Genomic DNA, 18,096 nt, shown 5'->3' with positions numbered 1-18,096 from the left:
TTATAAATGTTTGCAATAAATCCGTGCCCCCACGGTTAGCGATCCAATTATTGGAACATAATTATAGTGGAGGTGAACCATAATGGTTAGACGAATAATTCAATTATTGGGTATGTTGTTCGGTGGTATAGCAGGCGGTGAAGTATACGGGTGGATAAATGGAGCGGCCGTATGGTCTGGCTCATCCTTCGGAATGCTACAGCGATCCGGCACTTATTACATGAATGTAGCAATTGGCGCGGTTTTTGGTGTAGTTGTGGCAACAATGCTTGCAGGACAAGTCATCCGCTATATGCAGAAGGGAGCAGAGCAAACCGCAGCGCTTCCAATGCAGCAACTGATAGCAGGGGCAGGCGGTCTTCTAGCGGGTTTATTGCTAACTGTATTGATCTATCCCGCAGTATCGGGCTTAGATGGTATAGGGAGTCTCATTCCTGCTGCTATGATGTTATGTTTCGGTTATTTGGGTATGCGTATTGGCCTGCATAAGCAGGAAGAGTTGGCAGAGGGCTTTGCTGCTCTACTGGAGAAACGGAGAATTGCGCCTGTAGACGAAGCGGGTGGATACGAGGAGCATAAGATACTCGACACCAGCGTTATTATTGACGGGCGGATTGCAGACATCTGTAAGACTGGTTTTATTGAAGGGACGTTAGTCATTCCTGAGTTTGTGCTCGAGGAGCTGCAGCATATTGCCGATTCATCTGATTTGTTGAAGCGCAATAGAGGACGCCGCGGTCTCGATATTTTGAACAAGATTCAGAAAGAGCTGGACGTGAAGGTTCTTATTTATGAAGGGGATTTTGAAGAAATCGGAGAAGTGGACAGCAAGCTTGTAAAGCTGGCTAAGGCGCTTCACGGTAAGGTTGTTACCAATGATTTCAATTTAAACAAAGTATGCGAACTTCAAGGCGTGTCGGTGCTCAATATTAATGATTTGGCTAATGCCGTGAAGCCGGTAGTTCTACCTGGAGAAGAAATCATCGTACAAGTGATAAAAGACGGCAAAGAGCATGGACAAGGTGTCGCATATTTGGATGATGGCACGATGATCGTCGTTGAGGGCGGACGTGAATATATCGGGACAACGATGGAAGTGCTTGTAACGAGCGTACTTCAAACCTCTGCGGGCCGAATGATATTTGCAAAGCCGAAGTTGTTGGAAAAAGCGCAGTAACAAGGTATGATAGTACTATTGTTATTGCGCAAACGGCTAACGTCGACAAATGACGGCACAAGCTCGTTTCGCAGGGAAACGTAAGTTTATTTATAAAAGCAAGACGTATAAATACTTATGTTTTAACTCAGTGTGAGGCGGGTCGAGGGCATGGGAGCAGATTGGGGAGTTATCATCGTAGCAGCCGGACGAGGCACGCGGATGGGAACGAAAGAAAGCAAGCAGTATTTGAAGCTGGCGGACAAGCCTATTCTTGTGCATACGCTAGAGCTGTTTCAATCGATGGATTTGGTAAAAGAAGTAGTTCTGGTCGTAGGCAGCGAGGACGTGGAGCGTTGCCGCAATTGGGCTTCCCTATATGGCATAACGAAGGTAACAGCTATAGTTGCCGGGGGGAAAGAACGACAGCACTCTGTATACTACGGTTTGCAAGAGCTGAAGAGCGACTGGGTGATGGTGCATGACGGCGTGCGTCCTCTAGTATCGGCGGATGCCGTCCGCGCTTGCTGTGAGCAGGCTGAACAGAGCGGCGCTTCTGTGCTGGCTGTTCCCGTCAAAGACACGATTAAACAAGTCAATGAAACGGGAGTTATCGTTTCAACACCGGACCGCCGAAGCTTGTGGGCGATACAAACGCCGCAAGCTTTTCGACGTGTTCTACTGCTGGAGGCGCATGAACGTGCCCTTGCAGAAGAGTTCATTGGAACGGATGACGCAATGGTTGTAGAGCGCATGGGCGCAAGTGTTACTGTTGCAGAAGGCGAATATACAAATATTAAAATTACGACGCCTGAAGATTTACCGTGGGCGGAATTTTTGCTTGCGAAGCGTCATGCCGATAGGGCAGAGGGGAATGGTGAGCAAGGATGATTCGAGTTGGACAAGGGTTTGATGTGCATCAATTGGTAGAAGGACGTCCATGTATTATTGGGGGAGTAACGATTCCATATGAGAAGGGACTTCTAGGCCATTCCGATGCGGATGTTCTGTTGCATGCGATAACGGATGCGGTGTTAGGCGCGCTTGGACTTGGCGATATCGGGAAACATTTTCCCGATACGGATGAAGCTTTTAAAGATGCCGACAGCTTAAAGCTGCTGGAGGAAGTATGGAAGCTAGTGCGCGAGCGTGGTTATAAGCTTGGCAACATAGATTCCACGATTATTGCTCAAAAGCCAAAAATGCTGCCCTATATTCCGCAAATGGCTGAAATTATAGCGAAGGCGCTTGAGGCTGATGTAACACAGGTGAATGTTAAGGCAACAACAACCGAGCAGCTAGGATTCACAGGACGCGGTGAAGGAATTGCAGCGCAATCCGTTGTCTGTCTGATCAAGGATGTGCTATGATCGGGAGTATTCATTAATGAGCATATGCTTACGAGGCTAGTTTGTGCTTCGCAAAACTTTATCTGTATATGCTTACGAGGCTAGTTTGTGCTTCGCAAAACTTTATCTGTATATGCTTACGAGGCTAGTTTGTGCTTCGCAAAACTTTTAGGAGGTTATTTAGATGACTGCAGAAGTTCGAGTGCGTTATGCCCCATCCCCAACGGGTCATTTACATATTGGTAATGCAAGAACGGCCTTATTTAATTATTTGTTCGCAAGAAATCAGGGCGGTAAATTTATTATTCGGATTGAAGATACAGATGTTAAGCGCAATGTTGAGGGCGGAGAAGAAAGCCAGCTTAAGTATTTGAAATGGCTGGGCATGGATTGGGACGAGAGTATCGATATTGGCGGCGGGTACGGACCTTACCGTCAGACTGAGCGTCTTGATATATACAACAAGTATTGGCAGGAGCTGCTTGATCGCGGTCTTGCTTATCGTTGCTACTGTTCAGAGGAGGAGCTTGAAAAGGAGCGGGAAGCGCAAACGGAGCGCGGTGAAACCCCTCGTTATTCTGGACTGCACCGTAATCTGACGGAAGAGCAGCGCCAAGCATTTGAAGCGGAAGGACGCGTGCCGAGTATTCGTTTCCGCGTGCCAGAGAATCGGACCTATGCTTTTGACGATATCGTTAAAGGCTCTATTAGCTTCGATACGACGGAGATGGGCGATTTCGTAATCGTGAAGAAGGACGGTATCCCGACTTATAACTTTGCCGTAGTACTGGACGATTATTTGATGAAAATCAGCCACGTTTTGCGTGGGGAGGACCATATCTCGAATACGCCTCGTCAATTGATGATCTATGAAGCGTTTGGCTGGGAAACTCCAAAATTCGGCCATATGACGCTAATCGTGAATGAGCAGCGCAAAAAATTAAGCAAACGTGATGAATCCATCATTCAGTTTATTTCACAATATGATGATCTCGGTTATTTGCCGGAAGCGATGTTCAATTTTATTACCCTGCTTGGCTGGTCGCCAGAAGGTGAGCAGGAAATGTTTACTCGCGAAGAGCTGGTTAACGTGTTTAATCCAGAACGTTTAAGCAAAAGCCCTGCTGTATTTGATACGCAAAAGCTTAGCTGGATGAACAATGAGTATTTGAAAAAAGCGGACTTGAACCGCGTTGTTGATCTTTGCCTGCCACACTTGCAAAATGCGGGTCGTGTAGCTGCTGATCTTGACGCAGAAGGCAGAGCATGGGTGACTGCTCTAGTAGCGCTTCATCAGGACAAGCTGCGTTCCACCTCAGAAATTGTTCCAATGACAGAACTATTCTTCCGCGATACGGTCGAGGATGAAAGCGAAGCAGTAGAAGTTCTTGCCGAGGAGCAAGTACCAACTGTTTTGCAAGCTTTCTTGTCAAAAATAGAAGCGGGAGAAACAGCCTTTGAAGTGGACGGCATCAAAGAGATGATCAAGGCTGTGCAGAAGGAAACCGGCTTTAAAGGCAAGCAGCTGTTCATGCCGATTCGTGCGGCGCTTACTGGACAAACACATGGTCCTGATTTGAATCAATCTCTTGCCTTGCTCGGTAAGGAAAAGGTTGCTCTTCGTCTGCGCGAGCGATTGGCTGGCTCTTTAGCTTAATTAAAGTTGATGAGAGTAAACATAATGCCCTTGTCACAATTTTGGGTATTCGGTATACTATGACTAATAAATGAATGAATCAAACGGCCATGAACAGGAGAAGTACGTTTGCTTGTGGATTCGCAGAGAGGACAACCGTCATTCGAGTCGGAGTCGCATCACCATGTGACTATGAGGAAACGTAATGGGGCTGCAAGTTGTCTGGTCCGCCGAACGGAAATATGCACCTGGGAGCTTTGTTCCGAGCTGTTTCAGCATGTAATGCACAATTATAAGGATGGGCGGAGACGCTTATTCGTCTATAATGGCATATATTTGGCTGGGCAGGGTAGGCAGCAACGTATCGTCTGCGTTAAAGACTTAAGGTGAATAATCATCAGCGAGGGAAGCTGTCGATTTATTCAAGCAGAGTGGAACCGCGAGATAACACGCCTCTGCAGCATAATATGCTGCAGAGGCTTTTTCTTTTATTAGAAATTTATGAGCGTAGGAAAAAGGAGCATTGCTTATGTTTCGTCATTTTCGATCGGACATACTAGCTGTTTTTGAGAATGATCCGGCTGCCCGCAGTCGCTTCGAGGTTATTTTCACCTATTCAGGCGTGCACGCCATTTGGGCGCATCGTATCGCCCATCCCTTATATCGCAAAGGCTGGTATACTACAGCGCGTTTGATCTCACAGGTTAGCCGTTTTATGACTGGCATCGAAATTCATCCAGGTGCTCGTATCGGTGAGCGATTGTTTATCGATCATGGCATGGGAGTAGTGATTGGTGAAACTTGTGAAATCGGCGATGATGTCGTTATTTATCAAGGCGTAACTCTTGGTGGAACGGGTAAAGAAAAAGGGAAGCGTCACCCGACAATTGGCAATAATGTAGTTATTGGCTCAGGGGCGAAGGTGCTCGGCTCATTTCAGGTGGGCGAATTTTCTAACATTGGATCAAATGCGGTTGTACTCAGAGAGGTTCCTACGAATTGTACGGTAGTTGGAAACCCGGGACGTGTTGTCAAAAGGAACGGAGAGCGTGTAGGAGATCGACTTGATCATACACAGCTGCCCGATCCGGTCATCGAAATGTTCCGTACGATGCAGAAGGAAATAGACGAATTGAAATCCGAGCTTATGAAGCTTCGGAATCCTGTAGCTGGAGGAGAAATGCGAAAATGACAATATCCATTTATAATACAGTGTCACGGCTTAAAGAGCCCTTTGTATCGCAAGAGCCAGGTAAAGTAAAAATGTATGTTTGCGGACCAACCGTTTACGATTACATTCATATTGGAAATGCTCGTCCGGTTATTTTCTTTGACGTTGTTCGTCGTTATTTGGAGGATGTCGGGAATGAGGTTCAATATGTCGTTAACTTTACGGACGTCGATGATAAGCTGATTCGCAAAGCAGAGCAGCTTGGTACGACAGTACCCGAAGTAGCGGAGACGTTCATTACGGCTTTTTATGCAGATATCGAAGCGCTAGGTGTTCACAAGGCGACGCTTAATCCGAGGGTGACAGAACATATTCCTCAGATCGTGACGTTTATTCAAGGCTTAATAGATAAAGGCTATGCTTATATGAGTGAGGGCGACGTTTATTATCGTACGTCTGCATTCGCGGATTACGGCAAGCTTTCCCATCAGAATATTGAAGAGCTTCAATTCGGTATTCGGGTTGAAATTGGCGACCGCAAAGAGAATCAACAGGATTTTGTATTGTGGAAAGGCGCTAAGCCTGGCGAAATCAAATGGGAGAGTCCATTTGGCGATGGACGTCCAGGTTGGCATATCGAATGCTCGGCTATGGCTCGCACTTACCTTGGCGATACGCTTGATATTCATGGCGGCGGACATGATTTGCAATTCCCGCATCATGAATGCGAGGTGGCTCAATCTGAGGCACTGACAGGGAAGCCGCTAGCGAACTATTGGATGCATAACGGCTATATTCATATTAACAATGAGAAAATGTCCAAATCGCTTGGCAATGGCATCTCGGTGCATGAGCTAGTGAAGCGGGTTAAACCTCATGCGATTCGTTATTTTATGCTATCGACGCATTATCGCAGTCCGCTTAACTTCAGTGATGACACGGTTGCGCAAGCCGAGAATAGCGTTGAGCGGATTGCAAACAGCGCAGCAAATCTAAAGCATAGGCTCTCATCATTTGGCGGAAAGCTAACCGAGGCAGTAGGCAATGGCAACGGACTTGTCCCTTCTGGCGATGAAGCTCTCGATGCGAGACTAAAGTTGATTCATGAACAATTCCATGCCAAAATGAGCGATGATTTCAACACGCCGGATGCGATTACGACTGTGTTTGATTTGGTAGCTGAGGCTAATCAGTATTTGAATCGTACAGACGTTTCTGCTGAAGCCATCTATGCATTGCTTACGCTGCTCGAGCGTATGGACGCTGTGCTTGGTTTACTGCCGCTGCAGCAAGCGAACGCAGAACTGCTGGATGCGGATATTGAGCAGCTTATTGTGGAGCGGACCGAAGCTCGCCAGTCCAAAAATTGGGCAAGAGCTGATGAAATTCGTGATTTGCTCATAGAGAAAAACATTGTCCTTGAGGATACGCCGCAAGGTATCCGCTGGCGGCGTAAATGAGCGAGCATATCGATACGAATCGGCTGCTCTTTCACCCACCGTCCAAGTCACCGCAGCTTATGAATCCGGTCGTTCTAGCTTATATGGGTGATGCTGTTTTTGAGCTTCTTGTAAGACAATATTTCATTTCGCTTCCGAATCAGAAATCACATCACCTTCACCGTGAAGCAACGAAATTTGTTTCTGCCAAAGGACAAAAGAAGACGCTAGATCTCTGGCAGCCGCATTTAACCGAGGAGGAGGCGGACATTGTCCGCCGAGGCCGTAATTCGAAATCGGGGGCTCCTCCCAAAAATGCTGATTTAGCCGATTATCGTCTAGCTACAGCTTTGGAGAGCTTGGTTGGCTATCTGTACTATGAAGGAAGAATCGATAGAATAAACGAACTATTTGCGATTGCAATTAAGAAGCATGAAAATAAATAAGATCCATTGAGCCATTTTGTAAATGAAAATAAATAAAGGAGGGTTACCGATGACGGAAGAAACGATTCAAGATCAAGATGAAATGATTGCCGGTAAACACCCTGTACTGGAAGCTCTGCGTTCTGGACGAGAAATTAATAAAATATGGATCGCTGACGGCGCACAAAAAACGTTGACGCAGCCGATTGTAGCAGAAGCCAAAAAATCGGGCATCATCGTACAGTTCGTCGACAAGAGGAAACTCGACAGCTTAGCTCCTGGAGTTACACATCAGGGAGTTGTTGCTCAGGCAGCGGCCTTCGCTTATGTGGATGTTGAGGAGATTCTGGAACGAGCAAAGCAGCGGGACGAAATCCCATTTATTTTGCTTCTAGACGAAATCGAAGATCCTCATAATCTGGGCTCTATTCTGCGTACAGCTGAATGCACAGGCGTGCATGGCGTTATCATTCCGAAGCGTCGCGCTGCGGGACTAACGGCTACCGTGCTAAAAACATCTGCGGGTGCCGCTGAGCATGTACCGGTTGCACGTGTTACTAACTTGGCGCAAACGATCGATAAGTTGAAGGAAGCGGGCGTATGGGTAGCGGGAACTGACGTAAGTGCATCGCAGGATGTATATAAAATGAAATTCGATATGCCGCTGGTTATCGTAATCGGTAATGAGAGTAAAGGTATGGGAAGACTTATTAAGGAGAAATGTGATTTTCTCGTCAAGCTTCCAATGCTCGGTCAATTGAACTCGCTTAATGCTTCCGTTGCAGCTGGTGTTCTTATGTATGAGGTCGTTCGGCAGCGCCGGAGCATTTAGGTTATGAACCGGCGCGACGATATTTTATTAGTCGACGGTTATAACATAATTGGCGCTTGGCCGGTACTCGAGAAGCTGAAGGAACATGATCTGGAAGAAGCGCGGGATAAATTGTTGGATTTAATGGCGGATTATCAAGGTTTTACAGGAATGAAAGTGTATGTTGTGTTTGATGCGCATCAGGTGCCTGGACTAGGCGCTACTTATCGACACCACAGGTTGACTATCGTTTACACAAAAGAGAAGGAAACGGCTGATGAATGCATCGAGCGCCTTTGCTCGGAGTTATTTGTCAGACGTAGAAATATATATGTAGCGACTTCTGATTTGGTGGAGCAGCATGTGGCATTCGGTAAAGGTGCGCTTCGCGTATCTGCCAGGGAACTGCTTATTGATATAGGTCAGAATCGCAAAAATATCGAGCAGACATTGCGTGAGGAACAGCCGGGAAAACGGAATTCTTTAGACGGAAGAATTAGTTTAGAGGTTCGAAGCCAGCTGGAGAAACTTCGGCGCGGAGAGAAATAAAGGAATAGAAGAGCGATAAGCTGTCGAATGATTGGCACAGATCATACCACTAAGTTACAAAATTCCCAGTATATCTGTGGTTATTGGGACTCAGATTGGTTGACGGTGTAAGGTTACATAATGTATACTGACTCTATTATTAGCGATAAGAACGTGTTGATTTTGTTCAGTATACATTCTTATCTTTCGACGTGAAACACTGTTGAGCTCAGACTTTGAGATCAATCAGATAGGTTTGCGTGAATACGAATCTAGCGGTGTACGCCTTGCAGGCCGGAGGGATAGTTCGTGAGTATCGACCTCAAAGAATGGAGTACGCTCGAGTATGACAGCAGTACGGACGAGGATATCGTCGAAGCGGTCCGCAATGGTGATAGCATGGCGTTGGAATATTTGATAAACAAGTATAAGAATTTTGTAAGAGCCAAAGCGCGCTCGTATTTTCTTATCGGTGCGGATCGTGAAGATATCGTGCAGGAGGGTATGATTGGTCTTTATAAGGCAATTCGAGATTTTAAAGGGGACAAGCTAGCAAGCTTCAAAGCCTTTGCTGAATTGTGTATAACTAGGCAAATTATTACCGCCATCAAAACAGCCACGCGTCAGAAACACATTCCGCTAAATTCCTACGTTTCGCTCGATAAGCCCATTTATGATGAAGATTCGGATCGCACGCTGCTGGATGTCATTTGTGGTACGCGAGTATCTGATCCAGAAGAATTAATTATTAATCAAGAAGAATTCATTGGCCTGGAAGATAAGATGTCCGAAATATTAAGCGATCTTGAACGTAAGGTTCTTATGCTTTATTTGGACGGAAGATCGTATCAGGAAATTGCTGTTGATTTGGATAGGCATGTGAAATCCATCGACAACGCTCTTCAAAGGGTGAAACGCAAGCTCGAACGTTACTTGGAAGTCAGAGACATTAGCGGTTAACCGCATTTATACGTAAATCGTTTTTTACGAGGACTGTCTTCCATCTGGCGGTGTCTAGGTGGAATATACGGTCCTTTTAGTTTTAAACGAACAAAAGTAGACTATAATGGTAGATACGAGACCGATGATGCTTTTGTTACCAATCATTCACAGGCTTAACACTTATCTTTTACATTGACATCAAATTTGCTGTATGATAAAGTGTTTAGGTAGGCCTAAAATCGAGGTTTTATTTCGTTTTGGCGTTGGAATCAATGAACTTTCATATAGAGCTTCATGATTCGTATTTTGTAGCAGTTCGGGAGGTGTAATTCAATGCGGGTAATTATCACGTTGGCATGCACAAACTGCAAACAGAGAAACTATGCGAGCAGCAAGAACAAACGCAATCACCCCGACCGCATCGAGTTGAAGAAGTTTTGCAAGTTCTGTAACGAGCAGACTCCTCATCGCGAGACGAGATAGTCAATTGGAGGTGTGAACGTGGCATTTTTGGCTAAACTAAAGCAAAGCTTTGGTACAACGTTTAGTTTTTTTGCCGACAGCTGGGCGGAGCTTAAGAAGGTCCGCTGGCCAAGCCGTAAAGAGTTGACAAGCTATTCGATCGTGGTTTTGCTCACGATTACGCTTGTGACTATTTACTTCTGGCTTCTTGACATCGGGATCTCGTCTCTGGTTGAACTCATTGTTTAAGAAGGGTCCAAAGGTGGATTTGTGATGGAAAAAAGATGGTACGTCGTGCATACCTACTCAGGTTATGAGAACAAGGTGAAAGCCAATTTGGAACGCCGTGTTGAATCAATGGGCATGGAAGATAAGATTTTCCGTGTGCTTGTTCCTATGGAAGAAGAAGTGGTAGAGAAGGATGGTAAGAAGAAGACTGTCCAACGTAAAGTCTACCCCGGCTATGTTCTTGTGGAAATGGTTCAAACCGACGATTCATGGTACGTTGTTCGAAATACACCAGGTGTAACTGGATTCGTAGGATCAACAGGTTCCGGTTCAAAACCGATTCCTCTATTGCCTGATGAGGTTGAGCAAATACTCAAGCACATGGGCATGGAAGAACCAAAACCGAAAATCGAGTTCGATTTGAAGGAAACGGTTCGCGTCAAAGTGGGTCCTTTCGCAGATTTTGTTGGTACAGTAGAAGAAATTTTACTGGACAAAGCGAAGTTAAAGGTTCATGTAAACATGTTTGGCAGGGAGACCCCGCTAGAGCTGGATTACACTCAAGTGGAAAAGATATAATATCTGGTTTCCGAACCCACTGGGTTAAACTGGTGGAGGTTTGGACGCGAAGTAGCGATGCCCCTTAACTGAGGCGGATGCTATTTACGCATGGAATAAAGGGTAAGGAGGTGTGTCAGGCATGGCAAAAAAGGTCATCAAGATGGTCAAATTGCAAGTTCCTGCAGGTAAAGCAAACCCAGCGCCGCCGATCGGTCCAGCACTTGGTCAAGCAGGCGTTAACATTATGGCGTTTTGTAAAGAGTTTAATGCTCGTACCGCAGATCAAGCAGGCTTGATTATTCCGGTTGTTATTACAGTATTTGAAGACCGTTCTTTCACTTTCGAAACAAAAACGCCGCCGGCAGCAGTATTGCTCCGCGTCGCAGCTGGTATCGAAAAAGGTTCAGGTGAGCCTAACAAGAAAAAGGTCGCTACTGTGAAACGTGACAAAGTTCGCGAAATCGCTGAGCAAAAAATGCCGGATCTGAACGCAGCGTCTGTAGAATCAGCAATGCGTATGGTTGAAGGTACTGCTCGCAGCATGGGCGTAACTATTGTTGACTAATACCGCGAAGTAGCTTGCTTTGCGTTAGCTTCGGCTTTCGCGAGTGGGAGGATCATCCTTAGGAGGATTTTCCGCTACAACCACATAAGGAGGAAAATTAAATGGCTAAACAAGGTAAGAAATATGTAGAAGCTGCTAAGCTGTTTGACAGCGAAGCAACATACGAGCCTCAAGAAGCAATCGATCTTGTTAAAAAGGCAGCAACAGCTAAATTCGACGAGTCCGTTGAAGTAGCAGTTCGTTTGGGTGTAGACCCACGTAAACAAGATCAAGCAGTTCGTGGCGTAGTTGTACTACCACACGGTACTGGTAAAACTAAACGCGTTCTCGTTTTCGCAAAAGGCGAAAAAGTGAAAGAAGCGGAAGCTGCGGGTGCTGACTTTGTCGGCGATGCAGACATGATCAACAAAATCCAACAAGGCTGGTTCGATTTCGACGTTTGCGTAGCAACGCCGGATATGATGGCTGAAGTTGGTAAACTTGGACGTATCCTTGGTGGTAAAGGTTTGATGCCTAACCCTAAAGCTGGTACAGTAACGTTTGACGTTGCTAAAGCCGTTCAAGAAATCAAAGCCGGTAAGATTGAATACCGTCTTGATAAAGCAGGTCAAATCCATGCGCCAATCGGTAAAGTGTCTTTTGATGCTGAGAAACTCAACGAGAACCTCAAAGCATTGATCGATGCACTTAATCGTGCTAAACCGGCTGCGTCAAAAGGTATTTACCTGAAAAACATTGCCGTTTCTTCAACAATGGGCCCAGGCGCTCGTGTTTCTACAGCGGCTTTCCGCTAAGAAGAACGGAACTAAATTCGAATACGCATACCGTAGACAGTAGGTGCCTTAAGGCTTAATTTCCTACCGAGGTGTTATGATAAAACGTTTGTAAGCAACATTCGATCCATTCTGGATTGATGCGCGATAACGACATCATGGCCTTCGCAGTGTCTGCGAAGGCCTTTCTCATGCATCGAGGCGTGGAAAGCCCGTCGTAATTAACGGAATGTATACTATTACGGGAGGTGTACAGTTTGGCTAACGCAAATATCATCCAAGAGAAACAAGAGGCAGTTGCCGTAATCGCGGCGAAAATTGCTAATAGCTCAAGCACAGTAGTAGCTGACTATCGTGGATTGAACGTTGCGCAAGTAACTGAGCTTCGGAAACAACTTCGTGAAGCAGGAATTGAATTCCAAGTTCTTAAAAACTCGCTCGTTCGCCGCGCAACTGAAGGTACGGATTATGTAGAATTGAACAACATTCTTACAGGTCCTACAGCAATTGCATTCGGTAAAGAAGACGCTGTTGCTCCAGCTAAAATTTTGAACGATTTCGCTAAGAAAAACGATGCTTTGAAACTTAAAGGCGGCGTTGTTGAAGGTAAAGTCGTATCTCAAGAAGAAATTAAGGCTCTTGCGGAACTTCCGTCCCGCGACGGTTTGCTCTCTATGCTCCTCAGCGTATTGCAAGCTCCAGTGCGCAACTTCGCGCTTGCAGTTAAAGCAGTCGGCGAGAAACAAGAAGCACAAGCTTAATTTTATTCAAGAGTCCCTTATAGTAATGAACCGACGCAAGTCGGCTGTATGATAAACCAAAAAATAAACCATATTCCCGGAGGTATAATCATGTCTAAAGAACAAATCTTAGAAGCGATTAAAGTTATGAACGTTCTTGAACTGAACGATCTTGTTAAAGCAATTGAAGAAGAATTCGGCGTAACTGCAGCAGCTCCAGTAGCAGCAGCAGGCGCTGGCGCAGCTGTAGAAGCTGAGCAAACTGAATTCGACGTTATCCTTAACGGCGCTGGCCCTTCAAAAATCAACGTAATCAAAGTAGTTCGCGAAATCACAGGTCTTGGCCTGAAAGAAGCGAAAGACTTGGTTGATTCCGCTCCTAAAGCAGTTAAAGAAAAAGTTGCTAAAGAAGAAGCAGAAGCTGTTGCAGCTAAGCTTACTGAAGCTGGCGCTTCCGTAGAAGTTAAGTAGTATTTCTTTCAATAAAATAAGCTGATCATGCGATTGAATGATGAATCGGCCGGCGAGCCCCTTGAAACGTCAGGTTTCAAGGGGTTCGTTGTATGTTGAAGGATAAGAATGTGTAAGTTTTTGGCTTGTACATTCTTATCCTTCAACGAGAATTGAGTATTTTTCGCTGAAGCTAGGCGGTTTTAATATACTCGATGCAATATGGAATAGCGGGGAGTGATGAATAATGTCGAATCACTATTACTCACAGAGCCCAGATGTTAAGCATAATCGTCAAGTTCATGAAGCATCACTGCGAGGCTTTTCTTTGAAGTTTATGACGGATGCCGGCGTATTCTCGAAATCAGGAGTTGATTACGGGAGTCAGGTGTTGATCGATGCTTTGGAGCTGAATGCAAATGCAAAGATTCTTGACGTAGGCTGTGGTTATGGTCCTATTGGATTAACATCAGCAAAACTCGCTGAGCATGGGCAAGTAACGATGATAGACATAAATGAAAGAGCAGTAGAGCTTTCACGCGAGAATGCAAAGCTTAATCAGATTTCTAATGTTACTGTTTTGCAGAGTGATCTATTTGAAGCAGTTAAGCATATGAAATTCGATGTAATCGTAACGAATCCACCTATCAGGGCGGGCAAGACGGTCGTGCATCGGATTTTTGAAGAAGGTTATGCATTGCTTGAACAAGGTGGCAGCATGTGGATTGTCATTCAGAAGAAGCAAGGGGCGCCTTCAGCGAAAGCTAAATTGGAGTCATTATTCGCAGAAGTAGAAGAAGTAACGAAGGATAAAGGGTACCGAATTTTTAGAGCTGTAAAAGCTTAGATAAAATAGTAAAAAGATGTTTTGAAAATATGTTTGAAAACCGAATAATATTTATTGACTTGACATTTGCAATATGGTAAGATTATAAAATGTCAGCATTAAATTGGGCTCGATCTCTTTAGTTAACTAAAATGTCAAGTGTAAATTTAAAGCGCGGAATGCATAAGTTTTACACATTTGACGTATAATGTTTACGTTTTGGGCAAAATTATTTGATATGAGACTGTCACGGCCGCGCTGTGATTGGTTAACTGCCGGAACATGCTCTTTTTTCGAACCATTCGATAAGGGCTTTTCTTTATTTGACTATATAGGCGGCTGGTTCGTCTATAGTGACGCAGTGATTATCGATGCTGTGATACAGACATGAGGGGTGAGGTTAAGTTGGCAGGACAACTTGTTCAGTATGGTCGGCGTGCGCGCAGAAGCTACGCCAGGATCAACGAGGTGCTGGAAGTCCCGAACCTGATTGAAATCCAACAAAAATCGTATGAGAAGTTTTTGGACAGCGACCTAATTGAGTTGTTCCAAGATATTTCTCCGATTTCGGACTTTACGGGCAATCTATCGCTTGAGTTTATCGACTATAGCTTGGGCGAACCGAAATATTCGGTCGATGAATCAAAAGAGCGCGATGTGACGTATGCAGCTCCTTTACGCGTTAAGGTGCGACTTTTCAATAAGGAAACTGGCGAAGTAAAGGAACAAGAAGTTTTCATGGGTGATTTCCCGCTTATGACAGAGACAGGTACGTTTATTATTAACGGAGCCGAGCGTGTCATAGTCAGCCAATTGGTTCGATCCCCGAGTGTGTACTTCAGCACGAAGGTCGATAAAAACGGGAAGAAAAACTACACAGCTACTGTTATTCCTAACCGTGGCGCTTGGCTAGAGCTTGAAACGGATGCTAAAGATATCATCTACGTTCGTATTGACCGGACCCGGAAAATACCGGTAACGGTACTTTTGCGTTCACTTGGATTCGGTACTGACGCTGAGATTCTAGAACTGCTAGGACATGATGAGTACATTCGCAACACGTTAGACAAAGATAACACGGATTCGACTGAAAAAGCGCTTATCGAAATTTATGAGCGTCTTCGTCCAGGCGAGCCTCCAACTTTGGATAATGCGAAGAGCTTGCTAGTTGCTCGTTTCTTTGATCCAAAACGTTATGACTTGGCCAATGTAGGCCGTTACAAAATAAACAAAAAACTTCACATCAAGAACCGTTTGTTTAACCAACGGCTCGCGGAAAATCTAGTTGATCCTACGACTGGCGAGATTATCGCTGAATCCGGACAAATGATTGACCGTCGCTTGCTCGATGAAATTCTCGAGAAGCTTGAGAAGGATGTTGGCTTTAAGACATATCACGTTGCTAATGGCGTGCTTGATGCTGATAGTATTCCACTACAAACAATCAGCGTATTCTCACCATATGACGAAAGCAAAGTAATTAAAGTAATTGCGAATGGCATAATTGATAAATCCGTGAAGCATATCACGCCTGCGGACATCATTTCTTCCATTAACTACTTTATCAACTTGCTTCATGGCGTAGGCAGTACGGATGATATCGATCATCTGGGTAACCGTCGTCTGCGTTCTGTTGGCGAGCTGCTTCAAAACCAATTCCGTATCGGTCTGTCTCGTATGGAGCGCGTAGTGCGCGAGAGAATGTCCATTCAAGACGCGAATGCGATTACGCCACAAGCGCTAATTAACATTCGTCCGGTTATTGCATCTATAAAAGAGTTCTTCGGCTCCTCGCAGCTGTCCCAGTTTATGGACCAAACGAATCCGCTTGCTGAACTGACGCATAAGCGTCGTTTATCTGCACTCGGACCCGGCGGTTTGACTCGGGAACGCGCGGGCTTTGAAGTTCGTGACGTCCATCACTCCCATTACGGGCGTATGTGTCCGATCGAGACGCCAGAGGGCCCGAATATCGGTTTGATCAACTCCTTGTCTTCCTTTGCTCGTATTAACGAATATGGCTTCATTGAAGCACCATATCGTTGGGTAGATCCGAAGACGGGTATTGTTACAGAGCAAATCGCATATCTGACTGCTGACGAGGAAGATAACTACGTAATCGCGCAAGCGAATGCGAAGCTGACTTCAGAGGACAAGTTTGCAGAAGAGAATACGATCGTTCGTTACAATAAACAAGCCGACAACATCTTGACTATGCCTAGTGATCGCGTTGATTACATGGACGTATCGCCTAAACAGGTAGTATCCGTTGCGACAGCGTTAATTCCTTTCTTGGAAAACGATGACTCCAACCGTGCCCTCATGGGATCCAACATGCAACGTCAAGCGGTACCTCTTCTTATCCCTAGATCACCACTTGTTGGTACAGGTATGGAGCACAAAGCAGCGAAAGACTCAGGCGTTTGTATCGTAGCGAAGCATGACGGTATAATTGAACGTTCTTCCGCTAATGAAATCTGGCTTCGTCGCGTCGAGCAAATCGATGGAAAGCCAGTTACTGGTGACTTGGTAAAACATAAACTACACAAGTTTATGCGCTCTAACCAAGGAACGTGCATCAATCAACGCCCGCTTGTACGTAAAGGCGACGTTATTAAGAAAGGTGATATCCTTGCGGATGGTCCTTCCACTGAAAAAGGCGAATTGGCTCTTGGACGCAACGTAGTCGTTGCATTCATGACGTGGGAAGGCTACAACTATGAGGATGCGATCCTACTTAGTGAAAAGCTAGTGAAAGAGGATGTTTATACATCCATTCACATCGAGGAATACGAGTCTGAGGCTCGTGATACGAAGCTTGGACCTGAAGAAATTACACGCGACATTCCGAATGTCGGCGAAGATGCTCTTCGCAACCTAGATGAGCGCGGAATCATTCGTGTCGGAGCTGAAATTGGCGCTGGTGATATCCTTGTTGGTAAAGTAACGCCTAAGGGTGTAACAGAACTGACTGCGGAAGAAAGATTGCTGCACGCTATCTTTGGTGAGAAGGCTCGTGAAGTACGTGATACATCGCTGCGCGTACCACATGGTACAGACGGCATCGTTGTTGACGTTAAAGTATTTACGCGGGAGAATGGCGACGAATTGCCACCAGGCGTTAACCAGCTCGTTCGTGCTTATATTGCTCAAAAACGGAAAATTTCCGAAGGCGACAAAATGGCCGGACGTCATGGTAACAAAGGGGTAATCGCTCGTATCATGCCTGAAGAAGATATGCCTTTCCTACCGGATGGCACACCTGTAGAAGTTGTTCTTAACCCGCTCGGCGTACCGTCGCGGATGAACATCGGTCAGGCGCTTGAAGTTCACTTAGGTATGGCTTGTAAGCATCTCGGCATCCACGCTGCTACGCCGGTATTTGACGGCGCGCGCGAGAATGACGTTTTTGATGCGATGGAAGAAGCAGGCATGCAGCGTAACGGTAAAACCGTACTGTATGACGGACGGACAGGTGAGAATTTCGAACGTGAAGTTACAGTTGGGGTCATGTACATGATCAAACTGGCGCACATGGTCGACGATAAAATCCATGCCCGTTCCACTGGTCCTTACTCACTCGTTACACAACAGCCGCTGGGTGGTAAAGCACAGTTCGGTGGACAACGTTTCGGGGAGATGGAGGTATGGGCGCTTGAGGCATATGGCGCTGCGTACACGCTTCAAGAAATATTGACTGTTAAATCCGATGACGTGGTTGGTCGTGTGAAAACGTACGAATCCATTGTCAAAGGTGAAAACGTACCAGAACCAGGTGTTCCGGAATCGTTCAAAGTTTTGATCAAAGAGCTTCAAAGTTTGGGTATGGACGTTAAAATCCTATCCGAGAATGAAGAAGAGATCGAAATGAAGGAAATGGATGATGAAGACGAGGCAACGGGTGATAAGCTCAACCTCAATATAGAAGGTGCCGAGGTCGGCGCTGCTACTGAATAAACTAGTTGCTGGATTCCGTCACATGGTCACGCGCCTATGACGGAATCTAGCTGATTAGATAGACATTGTCATACATG

General features: G+C 45.6%; 19 protein-coding genes and 1 other annotated feature. All 19 genes read left to right on the top strand.

The window, feature by feature from the left end; all coding sequences use genetic code 11:
• Positions 1-82: 82 nt before the first annotated feature.
• Positions 83-1,177, top strand: coding sequence for a PIN/TRAM domain-containing protein (locus AC787_RS14095; protein ID WP_054025351.1), 1,095 nt, complete (start codon positions 83-85; stop codon positions 1,175-1,177).
• Between the two features lie 150 nt (positions 1,178-1,327).
• Entirely contained in the window at positions 1,328-2,047 is a 720-nt protein-coding gene (ispD, locus tag AC787_RS14090) for a 2-C-methyl-D-erythritol 4-phosphate cytidylyltransferase (RefSeq protein ID WP_054025350.1), read from the top strand.
• Positions 2,044-2,526 carry a 2-C-methyl-D-erythritol 2,4-cyclodiphosphate synthase gene (gene ispF, locus AC787_RS14085; protein WP_054025349.1) on the top strand — a complete coding sequence of 161 codons (483 nt, stop codon included), beginning with the start codon at positions 2,044-2,046 and terminating at the stop codon, positions 2,524-2,526. Before ispD ends, ispF begins: the two co-directional genes overlap by 4 nt.
• 163 nt (positions 2,527-2,689) lie before the next feature.
• Complete coding sequence (gene gltX, locus AC787_RS14080) at positions 2,690-4,162, top strand: glutamate--tRNA ligase (protein ID WP_054025348.1); 1,473 nt, start codon at positions 2,690-2,692, stop codon at positions 4,160-4,162.
• Between the two features lie 508 nt (positions 4,163-4,670).
• On the top strand, positions 4,671-5,333 hold the full coding sequence (gene cysE, locus AC787_RS14075; protein ID WP_054025347.1) for a serine O-acetyltransferase: 663 nt from the start codon (positions 4,671-4,673) through the stop codon (positions 5,331-5,333).
• Positions 5,330-6,772, top strand: coding sequence for a cysteine--tRNA ligase (gene cysS / locus AC787_RS14070; RefSeq protein ID WP_054025346.1), 1,443 nt, complete (start codon positions 5,330-5,332; stop codon positions 6,770-6,772). The genes cysE and cysS overlap by 4 nt, the downstream gene beginning before the upstream one ends.
• A complete protein-coding gene (locus tag AC787_RS14065; RefSeq protein ID WP_054025345.1) occupies positions 6,769-7,197 on the top strand; it encodes a Mini-ribonuclease 3 in 429 nt (142 codons plus the stop codon). The genes cysS and AC787_RS14065 overlap by 4 nt, the downstream gene beginning before the upstream one ends.
• A 49-nt stretch (positions 7,198-7,246) precedes the next feature.
• A complete protein-coding gene (rlmB, locus tag AC787_RS14060; protein ID WP_054025344.1) occupies positions 7,247-8,008 on the top strand; it encodes a 23S rRNA (guanosine(2251)-2'-O)-methyltransferase RlmB in 762 nt (253 codons plus the stop codon).
• 3 nt (positions 8,009-8,011) lie between these two features.
• On the top strand, positions 8,012-8,536 hold the full coding sequence (locus AC787_RS14055; RefSeq protein ID WP_054025343.1) for an NYN domain-containing protein: 525 nt from the start codon (positions 8,012-8,014) through the stop codon (positions 8,534-8,536).
• A gap of 288 nt (positions 8,537-8,824) precedes the next feature.
• Positions 8,825-9,475, top strand: coding sequence for an RNA polymerase sporulation sigma factor SigH (gene sigH / locus AC787_RS14050; RefSeq protein WP_054025342.1), 651 nt, complete (start codon positions 8,825-8,827; stop codon positions 9,473-9,475).
• 315 nt (positions 9,476-9,790) lie between these two features.
• Positions 9,791-9,940 (top strand): 50S ribosomal protein L33, encoded by a 150-nt coding sequence (rpmG, locus tag AC787_RS33270; protein ID WP_015847242.1) that lies wholly within the window; start codon positions 9,791-9,793, stop codon positions 9,938-9,940.
• A gap of 18 nt (positions 9,941-9,958) precedes the next feature.
• Positions 9,959-10,168 carry a preprotein translocase subunit SecE gene (gene secE, locus AC787_RS14045; RefSeq protein WP_053373883.1) on the top strand — a complete coding sequence of 70 codons (210 nt, stop codon included), beginning with the start codon at positions 9,959-9,961 and terminating at the stop codon, positions 10,166-10,168.
• Between the two features lie 24 nt (positions 10,169-10,192).
• Entirely contained in the window at positions 10,193-10,726 is a 534-nt protein-coding gene (gene nusG, locus AC787_RS14040; protein WP_054025341.1) for a transcription termination/antitermination protein NusG, read from the top strand.
• Positions 10,727-10,847: 121 nt separating this feature from the next.
• Positions 10,848-11,273: a 50S ribosomal protein L11 gene (gene rplK / locus AC787_RS14035; protein ID WP_054025340.1), complete on the top strand. Its 426-nt coding sequence runs from the start codon at positions 10,848-10,850 to the stop codon at positions 11,271-11,273.
• 101 nt (positions 11,274-11,374) lie between these two features.
• Positions 11,375-12,067 (top strand): 50S ribosomal protein L1, encoded by a 693-nt coding sequence (gene rplA / locus AC787_RS14030; RefSeq protein WP_054025339.1) that lies wholly within the window; start codon positions 11,375-11,377, stop codon positions 12,065-12,067.
• Positions 12,068-12,079: 12 nt separating this feature from the next.
• Positions 12,080-12,246: a sequence feature (ribosomal protein L10 leader region), on the top strand.
• Positions 12,247-12,303: 57 nt separating this feature from the next.
• Entirely contained in the window at positions 12,304-12,807 is a 504-nt protein-coding gene (gene rplJ, locus AC787_RS14025; RefSeq protein WP_054025338.1) for a 50S ribosomal protein L10, read from the top strand.
• Between the two features lie 90 nt (positions 12,808-12,897).
• Entirely contained in the window at positions 12,898-13,257 is a 360-nt protein-coding gene (gene rplL / locus AC787_RS14020) for a 50S ribosomal protein L7/L12 (RefSeq protein ID WP_054025337.1), read from the top strand.
• Between the two features lie 226 nt (positions 13,258-13,483).
• A complete protein-coding gene (locus AC787_RS14015; RefSeq protein ID WP_200930710.1) occupies positions 13,484-14,083 on the top strand; it encodes a class I SAM-dependent methyltransferase in 600 nt (199 codons plus the stop codon).
• Positions 14,084-14,467: 384 nt separating this feature from the next.
• Entirely contained in the window at positions 14,468-18,019 is a 3,552-nt protein-coding gene (gene rpoB / locus AC787_RS14010; protein WP_054025335.1) for a DNA-directed RNA polymerase subunit beta, read from the top strand.
• The last annotated feature ends 77 nt before the right edge of the window (positions 18,020-18,096 follow it).

The organism is Bacillus sp. FJAT-28004 (assembly GCF_001280845.1).
Classification (GTDB): Bacteria; Bacillota; Bacilli; order Paenibacillales; family Paenibacillaceae; genus Pristimantibacillus.
Note: the sequence above shows the minus strand (reverse complement) of the source record. Positions and strands in the feature narration are given on the sequence as shown.

Coding starts and splice junctions, on each gene's coding strand:
- nusG (WP_054025341.1), top strand. CDS start 10,193: ATGGAAAAAAGATGGTACGTCGTGCATACCTACTCAGGTTATGAGAAC.
- rplL (WP_054025337.1), top strand. CDS start 12,898: ATGTCTAAAGAACAAATCTTAGAAGCGATTAAAGTTATGAACGTTCTT.
- ispF (WP_054025349.1), top strand. CDS start 2,044: ATGATTCGAGTTGGACAAGGGTTTGATGTGCATCAATTGGTAGAAGGA.
- AC787_RS14095 (WP_054025351.1), top strand. CDS start 83: ATGGTTAGACGAATAATTCAATTATTGGGTATGTTGTTCGGTGGTATA.
- AC787_RS14015 (WP_200930710.1), top strand. CDS start 13,484: ATGTCGAATCACTATTACTCACAGAGCCCAGATGTTAAGCATAATCGT.
- cysE (WP_054025347.1), top strand. CDS start 4,671: ATGTTTCGTCATTTTCGATCGGACATACTAGCTGTTTTTGAGAATGAT.
- ispD (WP_054025350.1), top strand. CDS start 1,328: ATGGGAGCAGATTGGGGAGTTATCATCGTAGCAGCCGGACGAGGCACG.
- cysS (WP_054025346.1), top strand. CDS start 5,330: ATGACAATATCCATTTATAATACAGTGTCACGGCTTAAAGAGCCCTTT.
- rlmB (WP_054025344.1), top strand. CDS start 7,247: ATGACGGAAGAAACGATTCAAGATCAAGATGAAATGATTGCCGGTAAA.
- gltX (WP_054025348.1), top strand. CDS start 2,690: ATGACTGCAGAAGTTCGAGTGCGTTATGCCCCATCCCCAACGGGTCAT.
- AC787_RS14055 (WP_054025343.1), top strand. CDS start 8,012: ATGAACCGGCGCGACGATATTTTATTAGTCGACGGTTATAACATAATT.
- AC787_RS14065 (WP_054025345.1), top strand. CDS start 6,769: ATGAGCGAGCATATCGATACGAATCGGCTGCTCTTTCACCCACCGTCC.
- rplA (WP_054025339.1), top strand. CDS start 11,375: ATGGCTAAACAAGGTAAGAAATATGTAGAAGCTGCTAAGCTGTTTGAC.
- rpmG (WP_015847242.1), top strand. CDS start 9,791: ATGCGGGTAATTATCACGTTGGCATGCACAAACTGCAAACAGAGAAAC.
- rplK (WP_054025340.1), top strand. CDS start 10,848: ATGGCAAAAAAGGTCATCAAGATGGTCAAATTGCAAGTTCCTGCAGGT.